Source organism: Bradyrhizobium liaoningense, from assembly GCF_018130785.1.
In the GTDB taxonomy this organism is placed as follows: Bacteria; Pseudomonadota; Alphaproteobacteria; order Rhizobiales; family Xanthobacteraceae; genus Bradyrhizobium; species Bradyrhizobium liaoningense_A.
The window spans coordinates 310,741-328,761 of sequence record NZ_JAFCJT010000003.1; the positions used below are offsets into that span (position 1 = coordinate 310,741).

General features: G+C 65.6%; 16 protein-coding genes. 10 read left to right on the forward strand and 6 right to left on the reverse strand.

Going from position 1 to position 18,021, the window contains the following annotated elements; genetic code table 11:
* Positions 1 to 41: 41 nt before the first annotated feature.
* Positions 42 to 929 (forward strand): LysR family transcriptional regulator, encoded by an 888-nt coding sequence (locus JQ627_RS11840; RefSeq protein WP_212484384.1) that lies wholly within the window; start codon positions 42 to 44, stop codon positions 927 to 929.
* Between the two features lie 134 nt (positions 930 to 1,063).
* On the forward strand, positions 1,064 to 2,485 hold the full coding sequence (locus tag JQ627_RS11845; RefSeq protein WP_212484385.1) for an FAD-binding protein: 1,422 nt from the start codon (positions 1,064 to 1,066) through the stop codon (positions 2,483 to 2,485).
* Positions 2,486 to 2,567: 82 nt separating this feature from the next.
* Here the strand turns inward: JQ627_RS11845 and JQ627_RS11850 are convergent, their stop codons facing one another.
* Together JQ627_RS11850 and JQ627_RS11855 are read right to left on the reverse strand one after the other, a co-directional pair.
* The gene (locus JQ627_RS11850) at positions 2,568 to 3,122 is read right to left on the reverse strand and encodes a flavin reductase family protein (RefSeq protein WP_212484386.1); all 555 of its coding nucleotides are present in this window, start codon (positions 3,120 to 3,122) and stop codon (positions 2,568 to 2,570) included.
* A gap of 57 nt (positions 3,123 to 3,179) precedes the next feature.
* Positions 3,180 to 4,277 (reverse strand): LLM class flavin-dependent oxidoreductase, encoded by a 1,098-nt coding sequence (locus JQ627_RS11855; RefSeq protein WP_212484387.1) that lies wholly within the window; start codon positions 4,275 to 4,277, stop codon positions 3,180 to 3,182.
* A gap of 218 nt (positions 4,278 to 4,495) precedes the next feature.
* Between JQ627_RS11855 and JQ627_RS11860 the strand changes: the two genes are divergently transcribed.
* The 3 genes from JQ627_RS11860 to poxB all read left to right on the forward strand — a co-directional run bounded on the left by JQ627_RS11860 (position 4,496) and on the right by poxB (position 7,874).
* A complete protein-coding gene (locus tag JQ627_RS11860) occupies positions 4,496 to 5,410 on the forward strand; it encodes a 2-dehydro-3-deoxygalactonokinase (protein ID WP_212484388.1) in 915 nt (304 codons plus the stop codon).
* A 14-nt stretch (positions 5,411 to 5,424) separates the two neighbouring features.
* Positions 5,425 to 6,057 (forward strand): 2-dehydro-3-deoxy-6-phosphogalactonate aldolase, encoded by a 633-nt coding sequence (locus JQ627_RS11865; protein WP_212484389.1) that lies wholly within the window; start codon positions 5,425 to 5,427, stop codon positions 6,055 to 6,057.
* An 80-nt stretch (positions 6,058 to 6,137) separates the two neighbouring features.
* The gene (poxB, locus tag JQ627_RS11870) at positions 6,138 to 7,874 is read left to right on the forward strand and encodes a ubiquinone-dependent pyruvate dehydrogenase (protein WP_212484390.1); all 1,737 of its coding nucleotides are present in this window, start codon (positions 6,138 to 6,140) and stop codon (positions 7,872 to 7,874) included.
* Here the strand turns inward: poxB and JQ627_RS11875 are convergent.
* Entirely contained in the window at positions 7,871 to 8,236 is a 366-nt protein-coding gene (locus tag JQ627_RS11875; RefSeq protein WP_212484391.1) for a hypothetical protein, read from the reverse strand. The two genes, poxB and JQ627_RS11875, sit on opposite strands and share 4 nt — an antisense overlap.
* Positions 8,237 to 8,304: 68 nt before the next feature.
* Positions 8,305 to 9,213: a PaaI family thioesterase gene (locus JQ627_RS11880; protein WP_212484392.1), complete on the reverse strand. Its 909-nt coding sequence runs from the start codon at positions 9,211 to 9,213 to the stop codon at positions 8,305 to 8,307.
* A gap of 148 nt (positions 9,214 to 9,361) precedes the next feature.
* On the opposite strand from JQ627_RS11880, the gene JQ627_RS11885 reads away from it, so the two are divergent.
* Entirely contained in the window at positions 9,362 to 9,679 is a 318-nt protein-coding gene (locus tag JQ627_RS11885; RefSeq protein ID WP_212484393.1) for a hypothetical protein, read from the forward strand.
* Between the two features lie 210 nt (positions 9,680 to 9,889).
* Here the strand turns inward: JQ627_RS11885 and JQ627_RS11890 are convergent, their stop codons facing one another.
* Complete coding sequence (locus JQ627_RS11890; RefSeq protein ID WP_212484394.1) at positions 9,890 to 11,359, reverse strand: amidase; 1,470 nt, start codon at positions 11,357 to 11,359, stop codon at positions 9,890 to 9,892.
* Positions 11,360 to 11,467: 108 nt separating this feature from the next.
* Positions 11,468 to 12,574, reverse strand: coding sequence for a ring-opening amidohydrolase (locus JQ627_RS11895; protein ID WP_212484395.1), 1,107 nt, complete (start codon positions 12,572 to 12,574; stop codon positions 11,468 to 11,470).
* Positions 12,575 to 12,911: 337 nt separating this feature from the next.
* Here JQ627_RS11895 and JQ627_RS11900 point away from each other — a divergent pair, with 337 nt between their 5' ends.
* The 4 genes from JQ627_RS11900 to JQ627_RS11915 all read left to right on the forward strand — a co-directional run bounded on the left by JQ627_RS11900 (position 12,912) and on the right by JQ627_RS11915 (position 18,011).
* Positions 12,912 to 15,248, forward strand: coding sequence for a Tex family protein (locus JQ627_RS11900; protein WP_212484396.1), 2,337 nt, complete (start codon positions 12,912 to 12,914; stop codon positions 15,246 to 15,248).
* 331 nt (positions 15,249 to 15,579) lie between these two features.
* Positions 15,580 to 16,155 (forward strand): hypothetical protein, encoded by a 576-nt coding sequence (locus JQ627_RS11905; protein WP_212484397.1) that lies wholly within the window; start codon positions 15,580 to 15,582, stop codon positions 16,153 to 16,155.
* Positions 16,156 to 16,255: 100 nt separating this feature from the next.
* Entirely contained in the window at positions 16,256 to 16,948 is a 693-nt protein-coding gene (locus JQ627_RS11910; RefSeq protein WP_212484398.1) for a response regulator transcription factor, read from the forward strand.
* Positions 16,935 to 18,011 (forward strand): HAMP domain-containing sensor histidine kinase, encoded by a 1,077-nt coding sequence (locus JQ627_RS11915; RefSeq protein ID WP_212484399.1) that lies wholly within the window; start codon positions 16,935 to 16,937, stop codon positions 18,009 to 18,011. Before JQ627_RS11910 ends, JQ627_RS11915 begins: the two co-directional genes overlap by 14 nt.
* The last annotated feature ends 10 nt before the right edge of the window (positions 18,012 to 18,021 follow it).

An 18,021-nucleotide genomic window follows, 5' to 3' on the forward strand; every position in this document is an offset into this window, starting at 1 on the left:
CGCACCTACATTTCCCTGAGTGCGAGAGAGGAGAGCATTCGATGGAGGAGATCGAAGTCTTCCTGGCTGTCATCGAGGCCGGCAGCCAGACCGCCGCCGCGCGACAACTCGGGCGATCGCTGCAATCAGTGAACCGCGCGCTGGCTGCGCTGGAGCAGAGCGTCGGTGTCGAGCTGGTGCGGCGAACTACACGGCAATCGGTGGCGACCGAGGCGGGGCTCGCGTTCTATCGCCGCGTCAAGCCGGCCTTTGCGGAGATCACCGAAGCGCGTCTCGAAGCGGCAAACCGGCGCGTCGAGCCGTCGGGACTGCTGAGGGTCGCGGCACCAGTCCTGTTCGGATCGACCCATGTGGTGCCGGTGATCGCCGAATTCATGGCGCGCTTTCCGCAGATCGAAGCCGACGTCAACATGTCGGACCGGCCCGTCGATGTCGTCGGCGATGGCTTTGATCTCGCCGTCCGGATCAGGGAATTGCCGGATTCTTCGCTGAAGACCCGGCGGCTGGGCGAGCTGCGTACCGTCGTGTACGGCGCCCCCGATTATTTCGGGCGCCACGGCCGTCCGCATCATCCGAATGATCTCGCGGGTCATCAATGCATCTTGCGCCGGACTGACCGCGGCGAAGCCGATACATGGCGGTTTCAGATCGACGGCCGCCTGGCGACCGTGCAGGTGAATGGCCGCTTTCGTACCGACGGCACGACGGCCGCGCATGCCGCCGCCCGTCACGGCATCGGTGTCGGATACGGCCCGTTCTGGCAGATCAGCGATCTCGTCGATCAAGGCGTGCTCGAAATCGTGCTGGAGGCGTTCGAAGCGCCGCGAACGCCGGTGCGCGCGGTGTTTCCGCCAAGTGCGATACCGCCGGCGAAGACGCATCTCTTCGTCGATCTGCTGGCCGAGAGGTTAAAGCACGAGCGGCTTTGAGATGCGTCCGGGAGCGCATTCTCTCGATTAGCGGGAATCTCTATCCCGCGATGCGCCGGTTGTCCCGGCGGGCAGTCGATCGCAGCTTGAAGCGCAAGGGCCCATCCGCCCGGCGAGGCGCAAAGGACTGCACCATGACTCCCAACCGACGGACACTCTTGCACGCGGGCGTCAGCGTCACGGCGACGCTGGCTTCCGCCACCCTGGCCGGACAGTGCGGCGCGCGCGATCCGCGGCCGCCGAAGATATTGCTTTCGGACGATCCGGAGTCTTGCGCGGCTGCCGCGCAGGATTTCGGCCATATCGTTCAGAAGCGGCCGCGGGCCGTCTGCAAACCCGCGACCCACGGCGAAGTCGCCGATATCCTGCGCTGGACGCGCGAGCAGGGGCTGAAGGTCGCCGCGCGCGGACAGGGCCACGCGACCTACGGCCGGGCCATGGCCGAGGACGGCATCGTGATGGATCTCGGTGCGCTCGCCGCGATCCACCGGATCGAGTCTGATCGCGTCGTCGTTGACGCGGGCGCGAGCTGGCACAGTGTGTTGGAGGCGACCTTGGCGAAAGGGCTCGCACCGCCGGTCCTGACCAACTACCTCGGCCTGTCCGTTGGTGGCACGCTCGCCGTCGGCGGAATCGGCGGGTCGTCCTCCCGCCACGGCCTCCAGACCGACCAGGTTCTGGAACTCGATGTCGTCACCGGCGAAGGCGTGGAGCTGACCTGCTCGCCGACCGCGCATGCCGAGCTCTTCGATGCCGTTCGGGCCGGGCTGGCGCAATGCGCGATCATCACCCGGGCAACGCTTGCCTTGATGCGCGCACCCAAACGAGTCAGGCGCTATCTGCTGTCTTACCCCGATCTTGCGTCGCTGACGGCCGATCAGCGGCGCGCTCTGGACGCGGCGCGCTTCGACCAGTTGCAGGGGGCCGTCGTGCCCGACGGTGCCGGCGGCTGGCGCTACCAACTGGAAGCAGGCGTCTTCTACGACAGCAGCACGCCTCCCGACGACAAGGCTCTGCTTGTGGGGCTGTCCAACAAGCACGAGACTGTCTCCGACCTTGCCTTCGGCGACGACGCCAACGCATTCGCCAAGCTCGAAAAGCTGCTGCGGTCAAACGGCCAATGGTTCAATCCGCACCCCTGGCTCCTGACCTATCTGCGCGGTAGCAACGCGCTGGAGGTCGCAAGCGAGGTCATTGCCGGGCTGAACGCCGATGATCTCGGCCCATTCGGACGGATCACTTATTACCCGATATTCACGAACGAATGCCGCACGCCCCTGCTTCGATTGCCCGACGAGCGCGTCGTGTTCCCGTTCAATCTCATCCGCATCCCGGCGTCGGCAGACAAGGCGCATGCCGATCAGCAGCTCACCCGCAATCGCATGCTGTACGATCGCATTCGCGCTGCTGGCGGCATGCTCTACCCGGTGAGCGCGCTTGCGATGTCGTCGCAGGACTGGGCCGATCATTTCGGCCCGAGATGGCCGCTGCTGCGCGAGGCCAGGCGCCGTCATGATCCGGGTGGCATCCTCACGCCCGGCTACGATCTGTTCTAGATCATGGGACCGGAGACGCGACGGTCATACCCGCTCCCACAAGGGGAGAAGGGAAGGGCAGCGAGTTCGTCGCGTCGCTCTCTTACGAAAAATCGGTCCAGCTCAGATGCCGCGAATCGAGGTCGCCGACTGAAACGGTCTCGCGGATTTCTTGAGGGACATGAAAGCTGCTGCGCAAATAGACCAGCGGCGCGGCTCCGTCGGAATGTGACACCCCCCGCACTTCGCCGACGAAGATCGAATGCGTCTTTGTCTCGAATTCCTGCGCCAGCACGCAATCGAAGGCGGCGACCGCATCCGTAAGCAGCGGCGCGCCTGTCACCCCGCGCGTCCACTGGCCAAACGCAAAGCGATCGTCGCCGTTGACGCCCTTCTGGCCGCTGAAGGTCAACGCGAGCGCGGCGTGGTCCTCATGCAAGAAATTGATCGCGAAGGCGCCTTCCTCGCGGATGCGCGCATGTGCACTGGCGTTGCGGTTGACGCAGACGATCAGCGAGGGCGGGTTGTCCGACAGTGAGCAGGCCGAGGTCACCGTCAACCCGGTGCGCTTGCCGTGCTCGGCGCCAACCGTGACCAGCGCAACCGCGCCGGCGCATTGGCGCATCGCCTGTTTGAAATCCTTTGCGTCGACGCTCACGTCGAAATCTCCGAAACGAGTGCGGGTGAGGCACGATCGCGCCGCACCCGCATCGGGTCAAGCCGCCTTCTGCGCGGAGCCGAGATGCTTCAGGCGCGGCATCACCTCGTTGCGCAGCAGCGAGAGCGAGTGGTGCCAGGCCTCGGCCTTGTGCTTGTAGTCGAAGCCGAACACCAGCAGCACGCCGAAGCCGCCGACCTCGTCATAGATCTTCTCGATCTTCTCGGCGACCGTCGCGGGCGAACCGACGATCCAGTTCCGCTTGGCGCAATATTCGACGGTGACGTCGCTGTCGGGCACATCAGGGGCGTGCTTCAGATAGTCCTTGAAGCCGAAATGGCCGAGCAGGGGCAGGAAGTACTCGCTCATCATCCGGCCCATCATGTCGCCGGTCGAAAGCTTCCACGCCTCCTCGTCGGTATCCGCGACGAACACCTCGCGGACCAGCCGCCAGTCCTGGCGATTCGGCTTGCGGCCGGTCTTGGCGGCGCCGATCTCGACCGAGTCCCAATGGCTGCCGACATAGGCCGGGTTGAGATTGAGGCTCATCGGGATGAAGCCGCGCTCGCCGGCAAGCTTCAGCGTGTCCGAGTTCTTCGACAGGCCGGCAACGCCGATCGGCGGATGCGGCGCCTGCAACGGCTTGATGTGGGGCTTGAGGAAGTCGAACATCGTGTCCGGCTTGGTCACCGTCCAGAACTTGCCCTTGTAGGTGAAGGGCGCGGGATCGGACCAAAGCTTCAGGATGATCTCCAGCGCCTCGCGGGTCATATCGCGGTTCTGACCGCTCATGCCGTCGACGTTGAACATCGCCCAGTCGCTTGGCAGCCCCGAAGCCGCGACGCCGAAATTGAGCCGGCCCTCGGAGAGATGGTCGAGCATCGCGACGCGGTTGGCGAGCTCGGCCGGATGGTGATAGGGCAGCAGGAAGCCGCCCGGTCCGATGCGGATATTCTTGGTCTGCATCAGCGCCTGCGCGATCAGAAGGTCCGGCGTGGGATTGGGTTCCCAGGGCGCGGTGTGGTGCTCGCCGACCCAGGCCTCCTGATAGCCGAGCTCGTCGAGCCAGCGCATGACCTGCAGGTCCCAGTCGTTTCCTTCCTTCAGGCCGCACTCCGGCGGATGCGAAGGCATCGTGAAATAGCCGATCTCCATGGGTTTCCTCTCTACAATTGACGCGTCTTGTTGCGCGGTTCGCGGTGTGAGTAGGACGACTTCAGCAAGCGGTGTGCCAGCGCCGGCAGTGCCTCGGACCTGCGAGAAAATGCTGGTTTGCGGCCGCAATAGTCGATATCCCGGGGCGGATTTGCAAGGGGCCCGTCTCACTGTCGCGAGACGGCGTCTTGCCGGTGAGACTAGGGATACCCGTTGAGATGACCGAACCCGCCTATGTCGCGGTGGACTGGGGCACCAGCAGTTTTCGCCTGTGGCTGGTCGACCGTGCCGGCCATGTGCTGGCCGAACGTCGCAGCGACGAGGGCATGCTGGCAGCGGCCAAGGCCGGCTTTTCCGGCGTGCTGCAATCGCATCTTGCCGCGGTCGAGGCGCCCGCTCATCTGCCGGTTCTCGTCTGCGGCATGGCCGGCGCCAAGACCGGCTGGGTCGAGGCCGGCTATGTCGACACGCCGGCGCCGCTCGCCGCCGTCCTGCAGCAGGCGGCACGCGTGCCGGGCGAGGCGCGCGACATCCGCATCCTGCCCGGCATCGCGCAGCGCGATGCAAGAGCGCCTGATGTGATGCGCGGCGAGGAGACCCAATTGCTCGGCGCGCTCGGCCTCGATGCCGCCGGCGAGGCGCTGGTCTGCATGCCCGGCACGCATTCGAAATGGGTGCGCGTGAACGACGGCATCGTTGCGCAGTTCTCCACCTTCATGACGGGCGAGCTTTTCAGCGTGGTCTCGCGCGAGACGATTTTGTCGCTCGCGGTCGCCAATGCCGATGACGCCGAGGATGTCGCGAGCTTCAAGGCGGCAGTGAAAGCCGCGTTTGAGGCGCCCGCCTTCGCGGCCAACCTGCTGTTCGGCGCGCGGTCGCGGCAGCTCCTGTTCGGTGGCTCACCGGCCGCCGCGCGCGAGACGCTGTCGGGCACGTTGATCGGCGCCGAGCTGGCAGCAGGGCTGTCCGGCACTGTGCCGAAAGCGGGCATCACGCTGATTGCTTCGGGGCGGCTCGCGATGCTGTACCGGCTCGCCTTCGATGCCCTGTCGGTGACCGTGCAGCCGATCGATGCGGATGAAGCCGTTCGCCGCGGCCTGTCGATGGCGGCGGCCGCGATCTGGACGAGTTAAGAAGGATTCTTGAGATGAGCGTTCCCTTTCCGCCGATGACGCGGCCGCTGGTTGCGATCCTCCGTGGTGTCAAGCCCGAAGAGGCCGAGGCGATCGTCAGCGTGTTGATCGAGGCCGGCATGACCGCGATCGAGATTCCCTTGAACTCGCCCGATCCGTTCCGCTCCATCGCCACCGCTGCGAAGCTCGCGCCGGTAGGCGTCCTGATCGGCGCCGGCACGGTGCTGACCGCCGCAGATGTCGATCGTCTCAACGATGTCGGCGGCAAGCTGATGGTCTCGCCCAATGTCGACACAGGGGTACTGGCGTGCGCGCATGAGCACGGCATGGTGACGTTGCCCGGCGTGTTCTCGCCGACCGAGGCGCTGCTTGCCGCGCGCTCCGGCGCATCGGGCCTGAAGTTCTTTCCGGCGAGCGTGCTCGGCGCGTCCGGCATCGCCGCGATCCGCGCCGTGCTGCCGGCCGGCGTGATGATCGCCGCGGTCGGCGGCGTCGCCGACCAGAATTTTGCGGAGTACATCAAGGGCGGCGTGACCGCGTTCGGGCTCGGCTCCAGTCTTTACAAGCCCGGCATGACGGCCGCGGATGTTGCCGCTCGCGCAAAGGTGACGATCGCGGCCTACGATCGGGCGATTGCGAAAGACTGAGCCGGCAATAAACAAGCCGTGATGCGGTCACAGCCGCGGCTTATCCTATCTTGCTGCATCAGCGAGATCAGGAGACCGACATGGCGATCAACAATATAGCCGATCTGTTCGTGGCAACGCTCGAACAGGCTGGCGTCAAGCGCATCTACGGCATCGTCGGCGACAGTCTGAACGCTTTCACCGAGGCGCTGCGCCGCCGCGGCACCATCGAATGGATCCATGTCCGGCACGAGGAGGTCGCGGCGTTCGCGGCCGCCGGCGAAGCCGAGATGACAGGAAGCCTCGCGGTCTGCGCGGGCTCCTGCGGTCCCGGCAATCTGCACCTGATCAACGGCCTGTTCGACGCACATCGCAGCCGCGTCCCCGTGCTCGCGATCGCTGCGCAGATCCCCTCGGCCGAGATCGGCGGCGGCTATTTCCAGGAAACCCATCCGCAAAACCTGTTTCGGGAATGCAGCCATTATTGCGAGCTGGTCTCGGATCCGACCCAGCTTCCTTTCGTGCTCGAGAACGCGATCCGCGCCGCGGTGGGATTGCGCGGCGTCGCCGTCATCGCGATGCCCGGCGATGTCGCCTTCCGCACGCCGCCGAAGCGTGAGCTCTCGACGGCGCGCGGGCTCGCATTGACGCCGCCGAATGTCGTGCCGCAAGCCGATGAGCTGAAGGCGCTCGCCGATCTCCTGAACGGTGCCGAGCGCATCACGCTGTTCTGCGGCCGCGGCTGCGCCGGCGCGCATGCACCGCTGATGCAATTGGCTGAAGCGCTGAAGAGCCCGATCGTGCACGCGCTCGGCGGCAAGGAGCATGTCGAATACGACAACCCCTACGATGTCGGCATGACCGGCTTCATCGGTTTCTCCTCGGGCTACGCCGCCATGCACGCCTGCGACGCGCTGGTGATGCTTGGCACTGACTTTCCCTACAAGCAGTTCTTCCCGACTGACTGCCAGGTCGCGCAGATCGACATCCGCCCGGAAAATCTCGGCCGGCGCTGCAAGATAGATCTCGGCCTCGTCGGCGACGTCAAGCTCACCATCGAGGCGCTGCTGCCGCTGCTCAAGAGCAAGACACAGCGCAGGCATCTCGATGACGCCATTGCGCATTACAAGAAAGCGCGCGAAGGCCTCGACTCGCTCGCCAGGGGCACGCCGGGCAGCAAACCGATCCATCCGCAATATCTCGCCAAGGTTATCAGCGACCACGCCTCCGACGATGCCGTCTTCACCGCCGATGTCGGCACGCCCACGGTGTGGGCCGCGCGCTATCTCGACATGAACGGCCGCCGCCGGCTGATCGGCTCGTTCGTGCATGGCTCGATGGCCAACGCGATGCCGCAGGCGATCGGCGCGCAGGCCTCGCAGCCCGGCCGCCAGGTGATCTCGCTATCGGGCGACGGCGGTTTCACCATGCTGATGGGTGATCTCATCACGCTGACCCAGATGAAGCTGCCGGTGAAGGTCGTCGTCTTCAACAACGGCGTACTCGGCTTCGTCGCGCTGGAGATGAAGGCCGCGGGCTTCGTCGATACCAATGTCGATCTTGAGAATCCCGATTTCGCGGCGATGGCGCGCGCAATGGGAATCTTCGCCAAACGCGTCGAGGATCCCGGCGAGCTCCCGGGCGCCGTGAAGGAGATGCTGGCCCATGACGGGCCCGCGCTGCTCGATGTCGTCACGGCGAAGCAGGAGCTGTCGATGCCGCCGACCATCACGCCCGAGCAGATCAAGGGTTTCAGCCTCTGGGTGCTGCGCGCGGTGATGAACGGCCGTGGCGACGAGGTGCTCGATCTCGCGAAGACCAATCTTTTACCGCGCTAGCTCCGCTTCACCGAGGGCGCGGGCAGCCGTTCGTGGCGGTTCTGGAAGCGTTGCCAGTGCAACACGATGCCGATGATGAGCGCCGGGACGAAGCCAAGCACGATCAGGAAATGCGGCAGCTGTGTTGGCGAGATGAATGCAATCGCGATGTCCGAGATCAGCCACAAGGCGGCGAACATCACCGCAAAGTCCGTACGCGGGCAGCGGAGGTAGTAGAACACGGCGGTGATGACCACGGCGGGTCCGATCGCAATTCCGATCATGACCGCCGTCAGCTCCGTCGGCGTCAGCGCGTCGAGCACCATCGATGCCAGCAGCCAGAGCGCGGCGAACATGGCGATGATGTCGAGCGGATGCCGCAACCCAATACCTCTCGCAGGGAACGTGCTATCGTTGTGGCCCGGCCCCCTGTCGTCAAGGGAAAATACGCCTATTCCTCGTCACTTCCGGGCGTTGGCCGCAGCATGAAATGGCCGAAAGCGGTGGCGATCGGCTTGTTCGCATCGTCCTGCCAGGCGCGCGCCTCGAAGGCGACGATGCGCCGGCCCTGTTTCACGATCGAGACATTGGCAACGGTATCGAGGGCGCGGCCGGAGCGCAAATAGTTAACAGTGAGTCCGATCGGCTTGGGCAGCGCGGCGATGCCGAGCTCACGCCGCACGCCGAGGATCGCGGTGGTCTCAAGGAAGGCGCCGGTCATGCCGCCATGGATCGCGGGCAGGATCGGATTGCCGATGATCTTTGGCGAGAACGGCATCGTCAGCGTGCCGTCATCGTTGACGCGAATGCCGAGGCAGCGCGCGAACGGGCTGTTGGCGAATGGGCCGTCCGGATCGTCCGGCGCCTCCAATGTCGGGATGCTGCGCGAATCCATCCTGCGGTCCGCGAGCATGTTGGTGCGGTTGGCACCGATCATGAAGCAGGCGGTTGCGGTCGCGACCGGATCGTCCTCGGACTCCTGGTAGGCGGTGGAGCGCACGAACGCGATCGAGCGGGTGGTGCGGTAGCAGACCGAATGCGCCTTGATGTCGAGGCCGGGCGTTGCCGGCTTCTGATAGTCGATGCGCAGATCGAGGGTTGCGATCGCGCGCGTGCCGTCGAGCGCAAGTTGCACCGCCATGCCGCAGCTCTCGTCCAGCATCGCAGTGACGACGCCGCCATGCAGCACGCCGGTCTCGGTGTCGCCGACGAAGACGGGACGGTAGGGCAAGCTGGACCAGGCCTCGGCGGGTGCGAAGCGGTCGAGCTGCAGCCCGCTGATATGGCCGTAATCGGAGCGGCGGCCCTTGATCGCCTCGGCGAGTTCCTCGAACGGGAGCGTGGTCGGTGACGTGGACATGGTGACGTTCTAGACCAGCGGCGGGCGCGGCGCAAAACCCCGAATGCGGCCGCACGGCAGGTCCATCTGGGCCGGTTTGGCCTCGACAGGGCGGGCCGAAGCAACGATGGTGGGCACTTCGTCTGTTAACTATTCGTGAGGAGTGCCCATGGCCGACCCCGAAACACCCGCCACCAATCAGGGGCCCGTGACCATTTCGAGCTCAAGCTCGGAACGGGCACCGATCATCTATTTCGACGGCGCATCCTGCTTCGGGCACCACAACGGCGCGATCCAGATCGAGCTCGCCGCCAACCTCCTGATGCCGGTCGGCGCCGCCGTCAGGGTCGACGTGGTCCAGACCGCGCACTTACGTTGCAGCGTGGCCGCAGCGCTGGCGCTGCGCGAAGCGCTCGACAAGGCGCTCGCAATGTACAAGCAGGGCCAGCAGCAGCCGGCTGAGGTGATCCCGACGGTGAAGAACTGACAGTCGCGTTTTGGAGGTCGTCTTCGGCCTTCATGGTTCTCGCGGCGACGAGAAGCGTCGTCCGTAGGACGACCGCTTCGCGGCCTCCTCACCATGAGGGTCTAACGCCTCTCGCCGCGAAACGAGGCCTCATCCCGAGGAGCCCGCCAATGGCGGCCGTCTCGAAGGATGGCCGCAAGCGCACGGCCCTCCGAAACGAGTAACTTCGCCTCAGCCCACATGCACCTTCGGCTTCTTGCCGCCGTTCCACTTGCCGTCGAGCGCGCGCTCGATCTGGGCGGCGAGTTGCAGCAAGAGGCCGTCATTGGCCTGTTTGGCAATGGCCTGGATCCCGAGCGGCAGGCCGTGCTGTTGCGACGCCATCGGCATCGAGATCGCCGGCATGCCGCAGAGATTGGCGAGCGGCGTGAAGGCGAAGAAGCGCCAGAGATTGCCGAACCAGTCCAGCACATCGGGATTGTCGGAGATGGTGAGGTATTCTTTCGTGCCGACCTTCGGCGTCGGCAGTGCGGTGATCGGCGTCAGGATCACATCCCACTGCTCGAAGAAGCTGCCGAAGCCGCGCGAGGTCGTGTTGAACACGCCTTGCATCTTGGCGCGCTCGGCGAAGGTTGTGTGGCGGCCGGCTTCCCAGATCCTGATGTTCATGGGCTCGATCAGATCTTCCGGCGGCTTCTCCAATCCGCGCGCGGCGAGCATGTTGGAGATCACCACGGCAAAATTCGAGATGTAGCAGGTGGTCTGCGCCGCGAAGGCGGCGCGGAAATCGAGCTCGGGCAGCGCGTAGTCGACGTGATGGCCGAGGCCCTCGAGGAAGCGGCCGGTCTTCTCCAACTCGGCGGCGATCTCTGGCGTCGCGGTGTAATCGCCCCAGGTGTGCGACAGCGCGATGCGAAGCTTTGACGGATCGCGCTTGATCATTTCGGAATACGGCTGCGCCGTGGTCCAGAACGGCATGAACTCGCCGGGCGCAGGTCCCCGGGCATGATCGACGAAGGCGGCGGTGTCGCGCACCGAGCGCGACTGGCAGCCCTGAATCGAGACGAGGCCGGTGAGATCCGACATGTGCGGCGCCAGCGAGAACACGCCGCGCGACACCTTCAGGCCGATATTGCCGTTGACGCCGGCGGGAATGCGGATCGAGCCGCCGCCGTCGGTCGCATGCGCGATCGGCACAACGCCGGCTGCGACCATCGCCGCGCTGCCTGCCGACGAGCCACAGGTGGTGTAGTCGGTATTCCATGGGTTGCGCGTGACATAGACGGCGGGATTGTCGGCCGAGCTGCACACGCCGAACTCCGGCGTCGTGGTGCGTCCGATCAGGTTGAGGCCGGCCTGGCGGAATTTACCAGTCAGGAACGTGTCGGCGCTCGCGCGATTGCCGCGCATCAGGAGCGAGCCCATCTCCTGGAGCCGGCCCTTCATGGTCGGTCCGAGGTCCTTCATCAGGAACGGCAGGCCGGCAAACGGGCCGGCGAGATTGGCGCCGTCCTTGGCCGGATCGGCTATCACGTCCTCGAACAGCTCGACCACGCCGGACAGTGCCGGATTGACCTTGGCCACGCCCGCGGCGGCCTGGCGCGCCAGTTCCTTCGCCGCCAGCTCGCCCTTGCGGACGCGCGCCGCGAGGCCAACGCCATCGTGCTGCGCCCATTCATTCCAGCTCATCGGCAAAGTCATGAAGTCAAGTCCCCTTAGGTGCGACGCCAGCTTTTTCGCAAGGGCCCGCGTGAATCAACTGAGCCGGCGCGAAGGGCAGGGTTGCGCCGGGTGGAGAGGTCGGCGTCATTAAGACAGCCGCGCGATGACCGCAACCGGCCCGCCGCCGGCAGGCCCCTGATGCTCGGCGCCGCCGGAGACATAGACCGCGCCGGTGCCGGCGAGGCCGGCGATCAGGCCGCCGACGGCTGCGCGGGCGTGGCGCGTCGAGCTGATGTCGGTATCCTCCAGCATGGTGTGGCGGAAGCCGCGCACGCTGCCGTTCGGCGAGGCCTCGGCCTTGACGAAGACGTTGACGAACTCGCGGCCTTCGGTGGTTTGCGGCGCGGCGCCAAGCCCGACGCCGTTCAACGCCGATATCACCGCCGGGGCATCGATGGCATCGTTCATCACGGCGTGTCCGATCTCGAATTGGCTCACTGAGGACGCCGAGTTGCCGAGCACGATCACGACGTTATGCATCAGCTCGATCCCTGACGAGGTGGACGCAACCGACGAGAACAGATCGTAGCGCCTCAGCACGTCGTCGTCGCGGATATCGGCAGCGATCTCGCCGAGCGCGACCGCGACCCCAAGCGCGGAGGCGCCGCGAGAATAGGCCATCGAGCTGTAGGCGCTGGTCGTGGCCGTCTTGTTGCCGCGCGCGTTTGCTGCTTCGACGCGGTCGCTGGTGAGCAGCGGGCATTTGATCTGCACGAAATGGACGTCGGCGGGATCGGTGATGCCGGCATCCTCCATCGCTGCAGTCACCGCCTTGGCCGTTTCCATGATCTGTGCGGAGCGGCCGATCTCTTCGGGCAAGAAGTCCCGCGTGTGCGCCATGCCGATGCTCAAGCGCTTGCCGGACATGCCTGCCGGGCGCTCAGCCTCGCGCCGCGTGAACACCGTGATATGCGGGCTGAGCACGCCTTCGGTGCCTCCCGACATCACGAAGGCGATGCGCTGCTCGACCGCCGCTGGCGAAAGGCCGAGTTCCGGCGCCAGCGCCGTGCACAACGCAGCAACGGCATATTCCCGCGTAAAATCGTTGACGCCGCCATTGCCTTCGGTCTTGCCGAGGATGGCCAAAATCGTTGTCGGGTCGATCGTGCCGGAGCCGATCATGGCCATGAGGCCGGAGACGTCGCCGGGGCCGGTGGTGGCGATCTTGAAGACGCCGACCGATGCTGTCCGCATTGCAGTCCTCGTGTGGAGTTCGATGGTCCGGCGGGTCAACCAGCCGTGGAACGGAGGCGCATGTCAAGGTGCACGCGATGTCCTCTCACCGTCACCCTGAGGTGCGGGCGAAGCGAGCCTCGAAGGGCGACGGATCGGCCATTTTTGGTTTCCCGCGACGCAAGAGAGAAGCCGACGGCATCCCACGAATGTGGCGAGATCGCATCGGGTCAACAAAAAAATCCTCTGTCGACGGTTGCGCGCCGCACCTTGATGAATCAACCTCGGTTGGTCCATAAGCGGCGTCCCGCGGCCGGATTTCGGTTTGCGTCGCGTGCTAGGATAGAGGGAATCTCGCGTGGCAAATATCAACCAGAAAATTGCGCAGGAGCTTGGGGTTCGGGCCGAGCAGGTCGAGGCGACGGTGGCGTTGCTCGACGGCGGTGCCACGGTTCCCTTCATCGCCCGCTACCGCAAGGAAGCGACCGGTGCGCTCGACGACGCGCAATTGCGCACCCTGGAGGAGCGCCTGGGCTATTTGCGCGAGCTCGAAGACCGCCGCAAGGCCATCCTCGAATCAGTTCGCGAGCAGGGCAAGCTCGATGCCGCGCTGGAAGCCTCCATTCTCGCCGCCGACAGCAAGGCGCGCCTCGAAGACATCTATCTGCCGTTCAAGCCGAAGCGCCGCACCAAGGCCGAGATCGCCAAGGAAGCCGGGCTCGAGCCGCTCGCCAATCAGCTGATGGCAGAGTCCGGCAACGATCCGAAGGTGGTCGCCGAAGCCTATGTCAACGCCGAGAAGGGCGTTGCGGATGCCGCTGCCGCGCTCGATGGCGCGCGCGCCATCCTGGTCGAGCGCTTCGACGAGGACGCCGACCTGATCGGTTCGCTTCGCGAGGAGATGTGGACCAACGCGCGCATGGCCTCCAAGGTGCGTGACGGCAAGAAAACCGAGGGCGAGAAATTCGCCGACTATTTCGAGTTCTCCGAGCCGCTGACGAAGCTCCCGTCGCACCGCATCCTCGCGATGTTCCGCGGCGAGAAGGAAGAGATCCTCGATCTCCAGATCCAGGCCGAGGCCGAAGCGCCGCCGCCGGGCGTGCCGAGCGCTTATGAATTGAAGATCATGAAGCGGTTCGGCATCGCCGACCTCAAGCGCGCCGGCGATCGCTGGCTGATCGACACCGTGCGCTGGGCCTGGCGTACCAAGATCCAGGTGCATCTCAACATCGACTTGCGCATGCGGCTGTGGAACGCGGCGGAGACCGAGGCCGTGCGCGTGTTCGCCTCCAATTTGCGCGACCTGCTGCTCGCGGCACCCGCCGGCACCCGCGTCACCATGGGCCTCGATCCCGGCTACCGCACCGGCGTCAAGGTCGCCGTCACCGATGCGACCGGCAAGGTTGTCGATACCGCCGTGATCTATCCGCACGAGCCGCAGCGGCAGTGGAACGAGTCGCTCGCGATCCTCGGCAAGCTCGCGCTGAAGCATCGCGTCGAGCTGATCGCGATCGGCAACGGCACCGCCTCGCGCGAGACCGACAAGCTCGCGGCCGATCTCCTCAAGGGTCTCGCCGAGCTGAAGATGTCCAAGATCGTGGTGTCGGAAGCCGGCGCGTCGGTCTATTCGGCCTCGGCTTTCGCCTCGGAGGAATTGCCGGGTCTCGACGTCACCCTGCGCGGTGCGGTCTCGATCGCGCGGCGGCTCCAGGACCCGCTCGCCGAACTCGTCAAGATCGAGCCCAAGGCGATCGGCGTCGGCCAGTATCAGCATGACCTCGGCCAGGCCAAGCTCGCAAAATCGCTCGATGCCGTGGTCGAAGACTGCGTGAACGCCGTTGGCGTCGACGTCAACACCGCATCGGCACCGCTCCTTGCGCGCGTGTCGGGCGTCGGCTCGGGACTCGCGCAGAGCATTGTGGCGCACCGTGACGCCAACGGCCCGTTCAAGTCGCGCAAGGCACTGAAGGAGGTGCCGCGCCTCGGCCCGAAGGCGTTCGAGCAGTGTGCCGGCTTCCTGCGCATCCTCGGCGGCGAGGACCCGCTCGACGCCTCCGGCGTGCATCCTGAAGCCTATCCCGTGGTGCGCCGTATTCTCGCGGCCACCAAGAGCGACATCAAGGCACTGATCGGCAGCAGCGACATCGTCCGCACGCTGAAGCCGAAGGATTTCGTCGACGAGACCTTTGGTCTGCCGACCGTCACCGACATCCTGCGCGAGCTCGAGAAGCCCGGCCGCGACCCGCGTCCGGCGTTCAAGGCTGCCGTGTTCAAGGAGGGCGTCGAGGAGATCAAGCATCTCCAGAAGGGCATGATCCTCGAGGGCACCGTGACCAACGTTGCCGCCTTCGGCGCCTTCGTCGATATCGGCGTGCACCAGGACGGCCTGGTTCACATCTCGGCGATGTCCAGGAACTACATCAAGGATCCGCGCGAGGTGGTGAAGCCCGGCGACATCGTCAAGGTGAAGGTGCTGGACTTCGAGGTCGCCCGCAAGCGCATCTCGCTGACATTGCGCCTCGACGACGAGGTCGGCGCCAAGAAGGACGCGCCCGGCATGCAGCGGGATAACGGCTCGCGAAACCCGGCGCGCATGACGTCGTCGGCCCCGCGCAACCAGGAATCTTCCGGTGGTGGTGCACTCGCCGAAGCCATGCGCCGCGCGGCGGAGAAGAACAACGGCAAGCGGGCGTGATACTTGAACCTCTCCCCGCTCTTTGCGGGGAGAGGCCGGATAGCGCTAGCGATCCGGGCGAGAGGCAAGGCATGCGGTTGACCGGATCAAAGGTTCCTCCGGCTCGTAAGCTGATGGTGCACGGGACAAGCGTTGCGATCACTTTTTAGATTGCACTCGCGGATGCAGCCCCTCTCCCCGTCAGAACGGGGCCAGGGAACGAAAGAGCGTTCGTCCCTAACACCTGCGTCAGAATCTGGCGCGTTTGTAAGTTGAAGGTGCCTGTCCCTTCCTCTCATCTGATCCTCCTCGCGCGGCAGAAAGATCGCCGCGCAGCACGGAGGATGCTTCGATGGACAACAAGCTTCTCAAGGGCGTCACCGCGGTGACGCTCGCCGCAATGATGGCGCTCGCTTCACCCGTACTTGCCCGTGGCGGCGGCGGTGGCGGAGGGCATGGCGGTGGCGGCTTCGGCGGTGGTGGCTTCGGCGGCGGCCATGGCGGCTTTGGCGGTGGCGGGCATTTCGGTGGCGGCGGAATGCATGCGGGCGGCTTCGGCGGCATGCGCGCGGGTGGCTTCGGCGGCATGGGTGGCGCGCGCTTTGCTGGCGGCCCGGGCTTCGGTGGAGCACGCTTCGCCGGTTCGCCAATGGCCGCCCGCGCTGCCATGGGGCCGCGCTTTGTCGGTGCACCATTGGCGACCCGCGCCGCTTTCGGCCCGCGGTTTGCTGGCCCGGGCTGGCACGGCAGGCCGTTCGTCGGCCGCCACGCCTTCTTCTTCCGGCATCACCGCTTCAACCGGTTCGCTTTCGTCGGCGCGCCGTTCTTCTATGCCAACTATGCCAACTATTACGACGATGGTTGCTGGCAAAGGAGCTGGACAGCCTATGGGTGGCAATGGGTCAATGTGTGCGGAGACTATTGGTAGTCGCATCGCGGTACCGCACCATTGTCGCGATCGCCACCGGGCGGTTCCGCTCAGCCCCGGAACGGGATAGTCTGGTGGCGATCGTCGCGCGGAGTTTTGCATGACCGGAGGTCACCGCCGCATTCTGGTCGTCGAGGACGATCCGGAAACCGCAGGCCAGCTCGTCGAGGAACTGACCACCTCGGGCTACGACGTCGATCTTGCCGCGACGGGTCGTGAAGCCCTGAGCCACGGCGCCGCGCGTGACTATGCCGTGATCACCATCGACCGCATGCTGCCCGACATCGACGGCATCACCGTGATGCGCCAGTTGCGCGACGACGGCATCGCCGCACCGTTCCTGATCATCTCCGCACTCGGCGAGGTCGACGACCGCGTGCGCGGCTTGCGCGCCGGCGGCGATGACTATCTCGTCAAGCCGTTCTCCTTCACCGAATTGCTGGCAAGGCTCGAGGCCCTTGGCCGCCGCAGCGAGACCATTGCCAAGGAAACGATCCTACGGGTCGGCGATCTCGCCGTCGACCTGATCGCGCGCAACGCCAGCCGGCGCGGCCGGAAAATTCCGCTGCTGCCGCGCGAGTTTCAACTGCTCGAGTATCTCGTCCGCAACGAGGGCCGCGTCGTCTCCCGGGCGATGCTGCTCCAGCATGTCTGGGACCTGCATTTCGATCCCTCCACCAATATCATCGACGTCTATGTCGGGCGCGTCCGCCGCAAGGTCGACGATGCCCAGGCCTATCCGCTGATCCATACCATCCGCGGCATCGGATATTGTCTCCGTGCTCCTGGCTAAGACGCTCCGCTCCTCGACCTTCCGTCTGGCGCTGATCGCGATCGCGGTATTCGGCCTGATCGTCGCGGCGATCATGGCCTATGTCTATTTCGGCACAATCGCCTATGTGAAGAGCCGGGTCGGTGACGCCGGCGATCACAGCGGCTTCACCGCGATGATCGAACTTGCGATGATCGCGGTCGCCGCGCTGCTGGCCGTGCTGGCCGGGCTCGCGGCCGTGCTGGTGACGCGGCGCACGGTCGGTCGGATCGAGGAGATCAATGCGGCCAGCCGCGCCATCATGCTGTCTGGCCTCGACCGGCGCATTCCCTTGCGCGGCAGTCACGACGAGTGGGACCGCGTCGCCGAAAACCTCAACCAGATGCTCGACCGCATCGAGACACTCATGGCCGAGGTCAAGCAGGTCAGCGACAACGTCGCCCACGATCTGCGCACGCCGCTGACGCGGATGCGCGGCCGGCTGGAAAAGGCCTATCACACCCCGCGAAATGGCGAGGCCGATGCGACGTTGATCGGCGACACCATCGCAGATCTCGACGCCGTGCTCGGCATGTTCGCTTCCATCACGCGGATCTCGGAGATTGAAACCCGCGCCCGCCGGAGCGCGTTTCGCGCGCTGAACCTCACTGAGATTGCCGGCGAGGTCGTCGAGCTCTACGACGCCGCGGCGGAGCAGGTGGCGACCCGCCTCAGCCTTGGCGGCGACCGCGAGGTGGCGATTACGGGGGACCGCGACCTGCTGTTCGACGCCATCGCCAATCTGGTCGACAACGCGATCAAGCACGGCCGCGCGGGCGGGCAGGTCACCGTGCTCTGTCGCAGCGCCGGCGGCGGGGCGGTGATCGCGATCGCCGACGATGGTCCGGGCATTCCCTCCGAGGAGCGCGATCACGTGTTCAAGCGCTTCTACCGGCTCGAACAGAGCCGTTACACGCCGGGCAACGGTCTGGGCTTGAGCCTGGTCGCGGCCGTTGCCGGCCTCCATGGCGCCGGGATTGCGCTGCACGACAACGCGCCGGGTCTCACGGTCCGGCTCAGCTTCCCGGCGACATCAACGCAATAGGGCCGACGGC

What these genes read in the sequence shown, in the direction of transcription:
- JQ627_RS11905 (WP_212484397.1), top strand. Translation starts at nt 15,580, where the DNA reads ATGGACAACAAGCTTCTCAAGGGCGTCACCGCGGTGACGCTCGCCGCA.
- JQ627_RS11880 (WP_212484392.1), bottom strand. Translation starts at nt 9,213, where the DNA reads ATGTCCACGTCACCGACCACGCTCCCGTTCGAGGAACTCGCCGAGGCG.
- poxB (WP_212484390.1), top strand. Translation starts at nt 6,138, where the DNA reads ATGGCGATCAACAATATAGCCGATCTGTTCGTGGCAACGCTCGAACAG.
- JQ627_RS11840 (WP_212484384.1), top strand. Translation starts at nt 42, where the DNA reads ATGGAGGAGATCGAAGTCTTCCTGGCTGTCATCGAGGCCGGCAGCCAG.
- JQ627_RS11910 (WP_212484398.1), top strand. Translation starts at nt 16,256, where the DNA reads ATGACCGGAGGTCACCGCCGCATTCTGGTCGTCGAGGACGATCCGGAA.
- JQ627_RS11855 (WP_212484387.1), bottom strand. Translation starts at nt 4,277, where the DNA reads ATGGAGATCGGCTATTTCACGATGCCTTCGCATCCGCCGGAGTGCGGC.
- JQ627_RS11895 (WP_212484395.1), bottom strand. Translation starts at nt 12,574, where the DNA reads ATGCGGACAGCATCGGTCGGCGTCTTCAAGATCGCCACCACCGGCCCC.
- JQ627_RS11865 (WP_212484389.1), top strand. Translation starts at nt 5,425, where the DNA reads ATGAGCGTTCCCTTTCCGCCGATGACGCGGCCGCTGGTTGCGATCCTC.
- JQ627_RS11845 (WP_212484385.1), top strand. Translation starts at nt 1,064, where the DNA reads ATGACTCCCAACCGACGGACACTCTTGCACGCGGGCGTCAGCGTCACG.
- JQ627_RS11885 (WP_212484393.1), top strand. Translation starts at nt 9,362, where the DNA reads ATGGCCGACCCCGAAACACCCGCCACCAATCAGGGGCCCGTGACCATT.
- JQ627_RS11890 (WP_212484394.1), bottom strand. Translation starts at nt 11,359, where the DNA reads ATGACTTTGCCGATGAGCTGGAATGAATGGGCGCAGCACGATGGCGTT.
- JQ627_RS11860 (WP_212484388.1), top strand. Translation starts at nt 4,496, where the DNA reads ATGACCGAACCCGCCTATGTCGCGGTGGACTGGGGCACCAGCAGTTTT.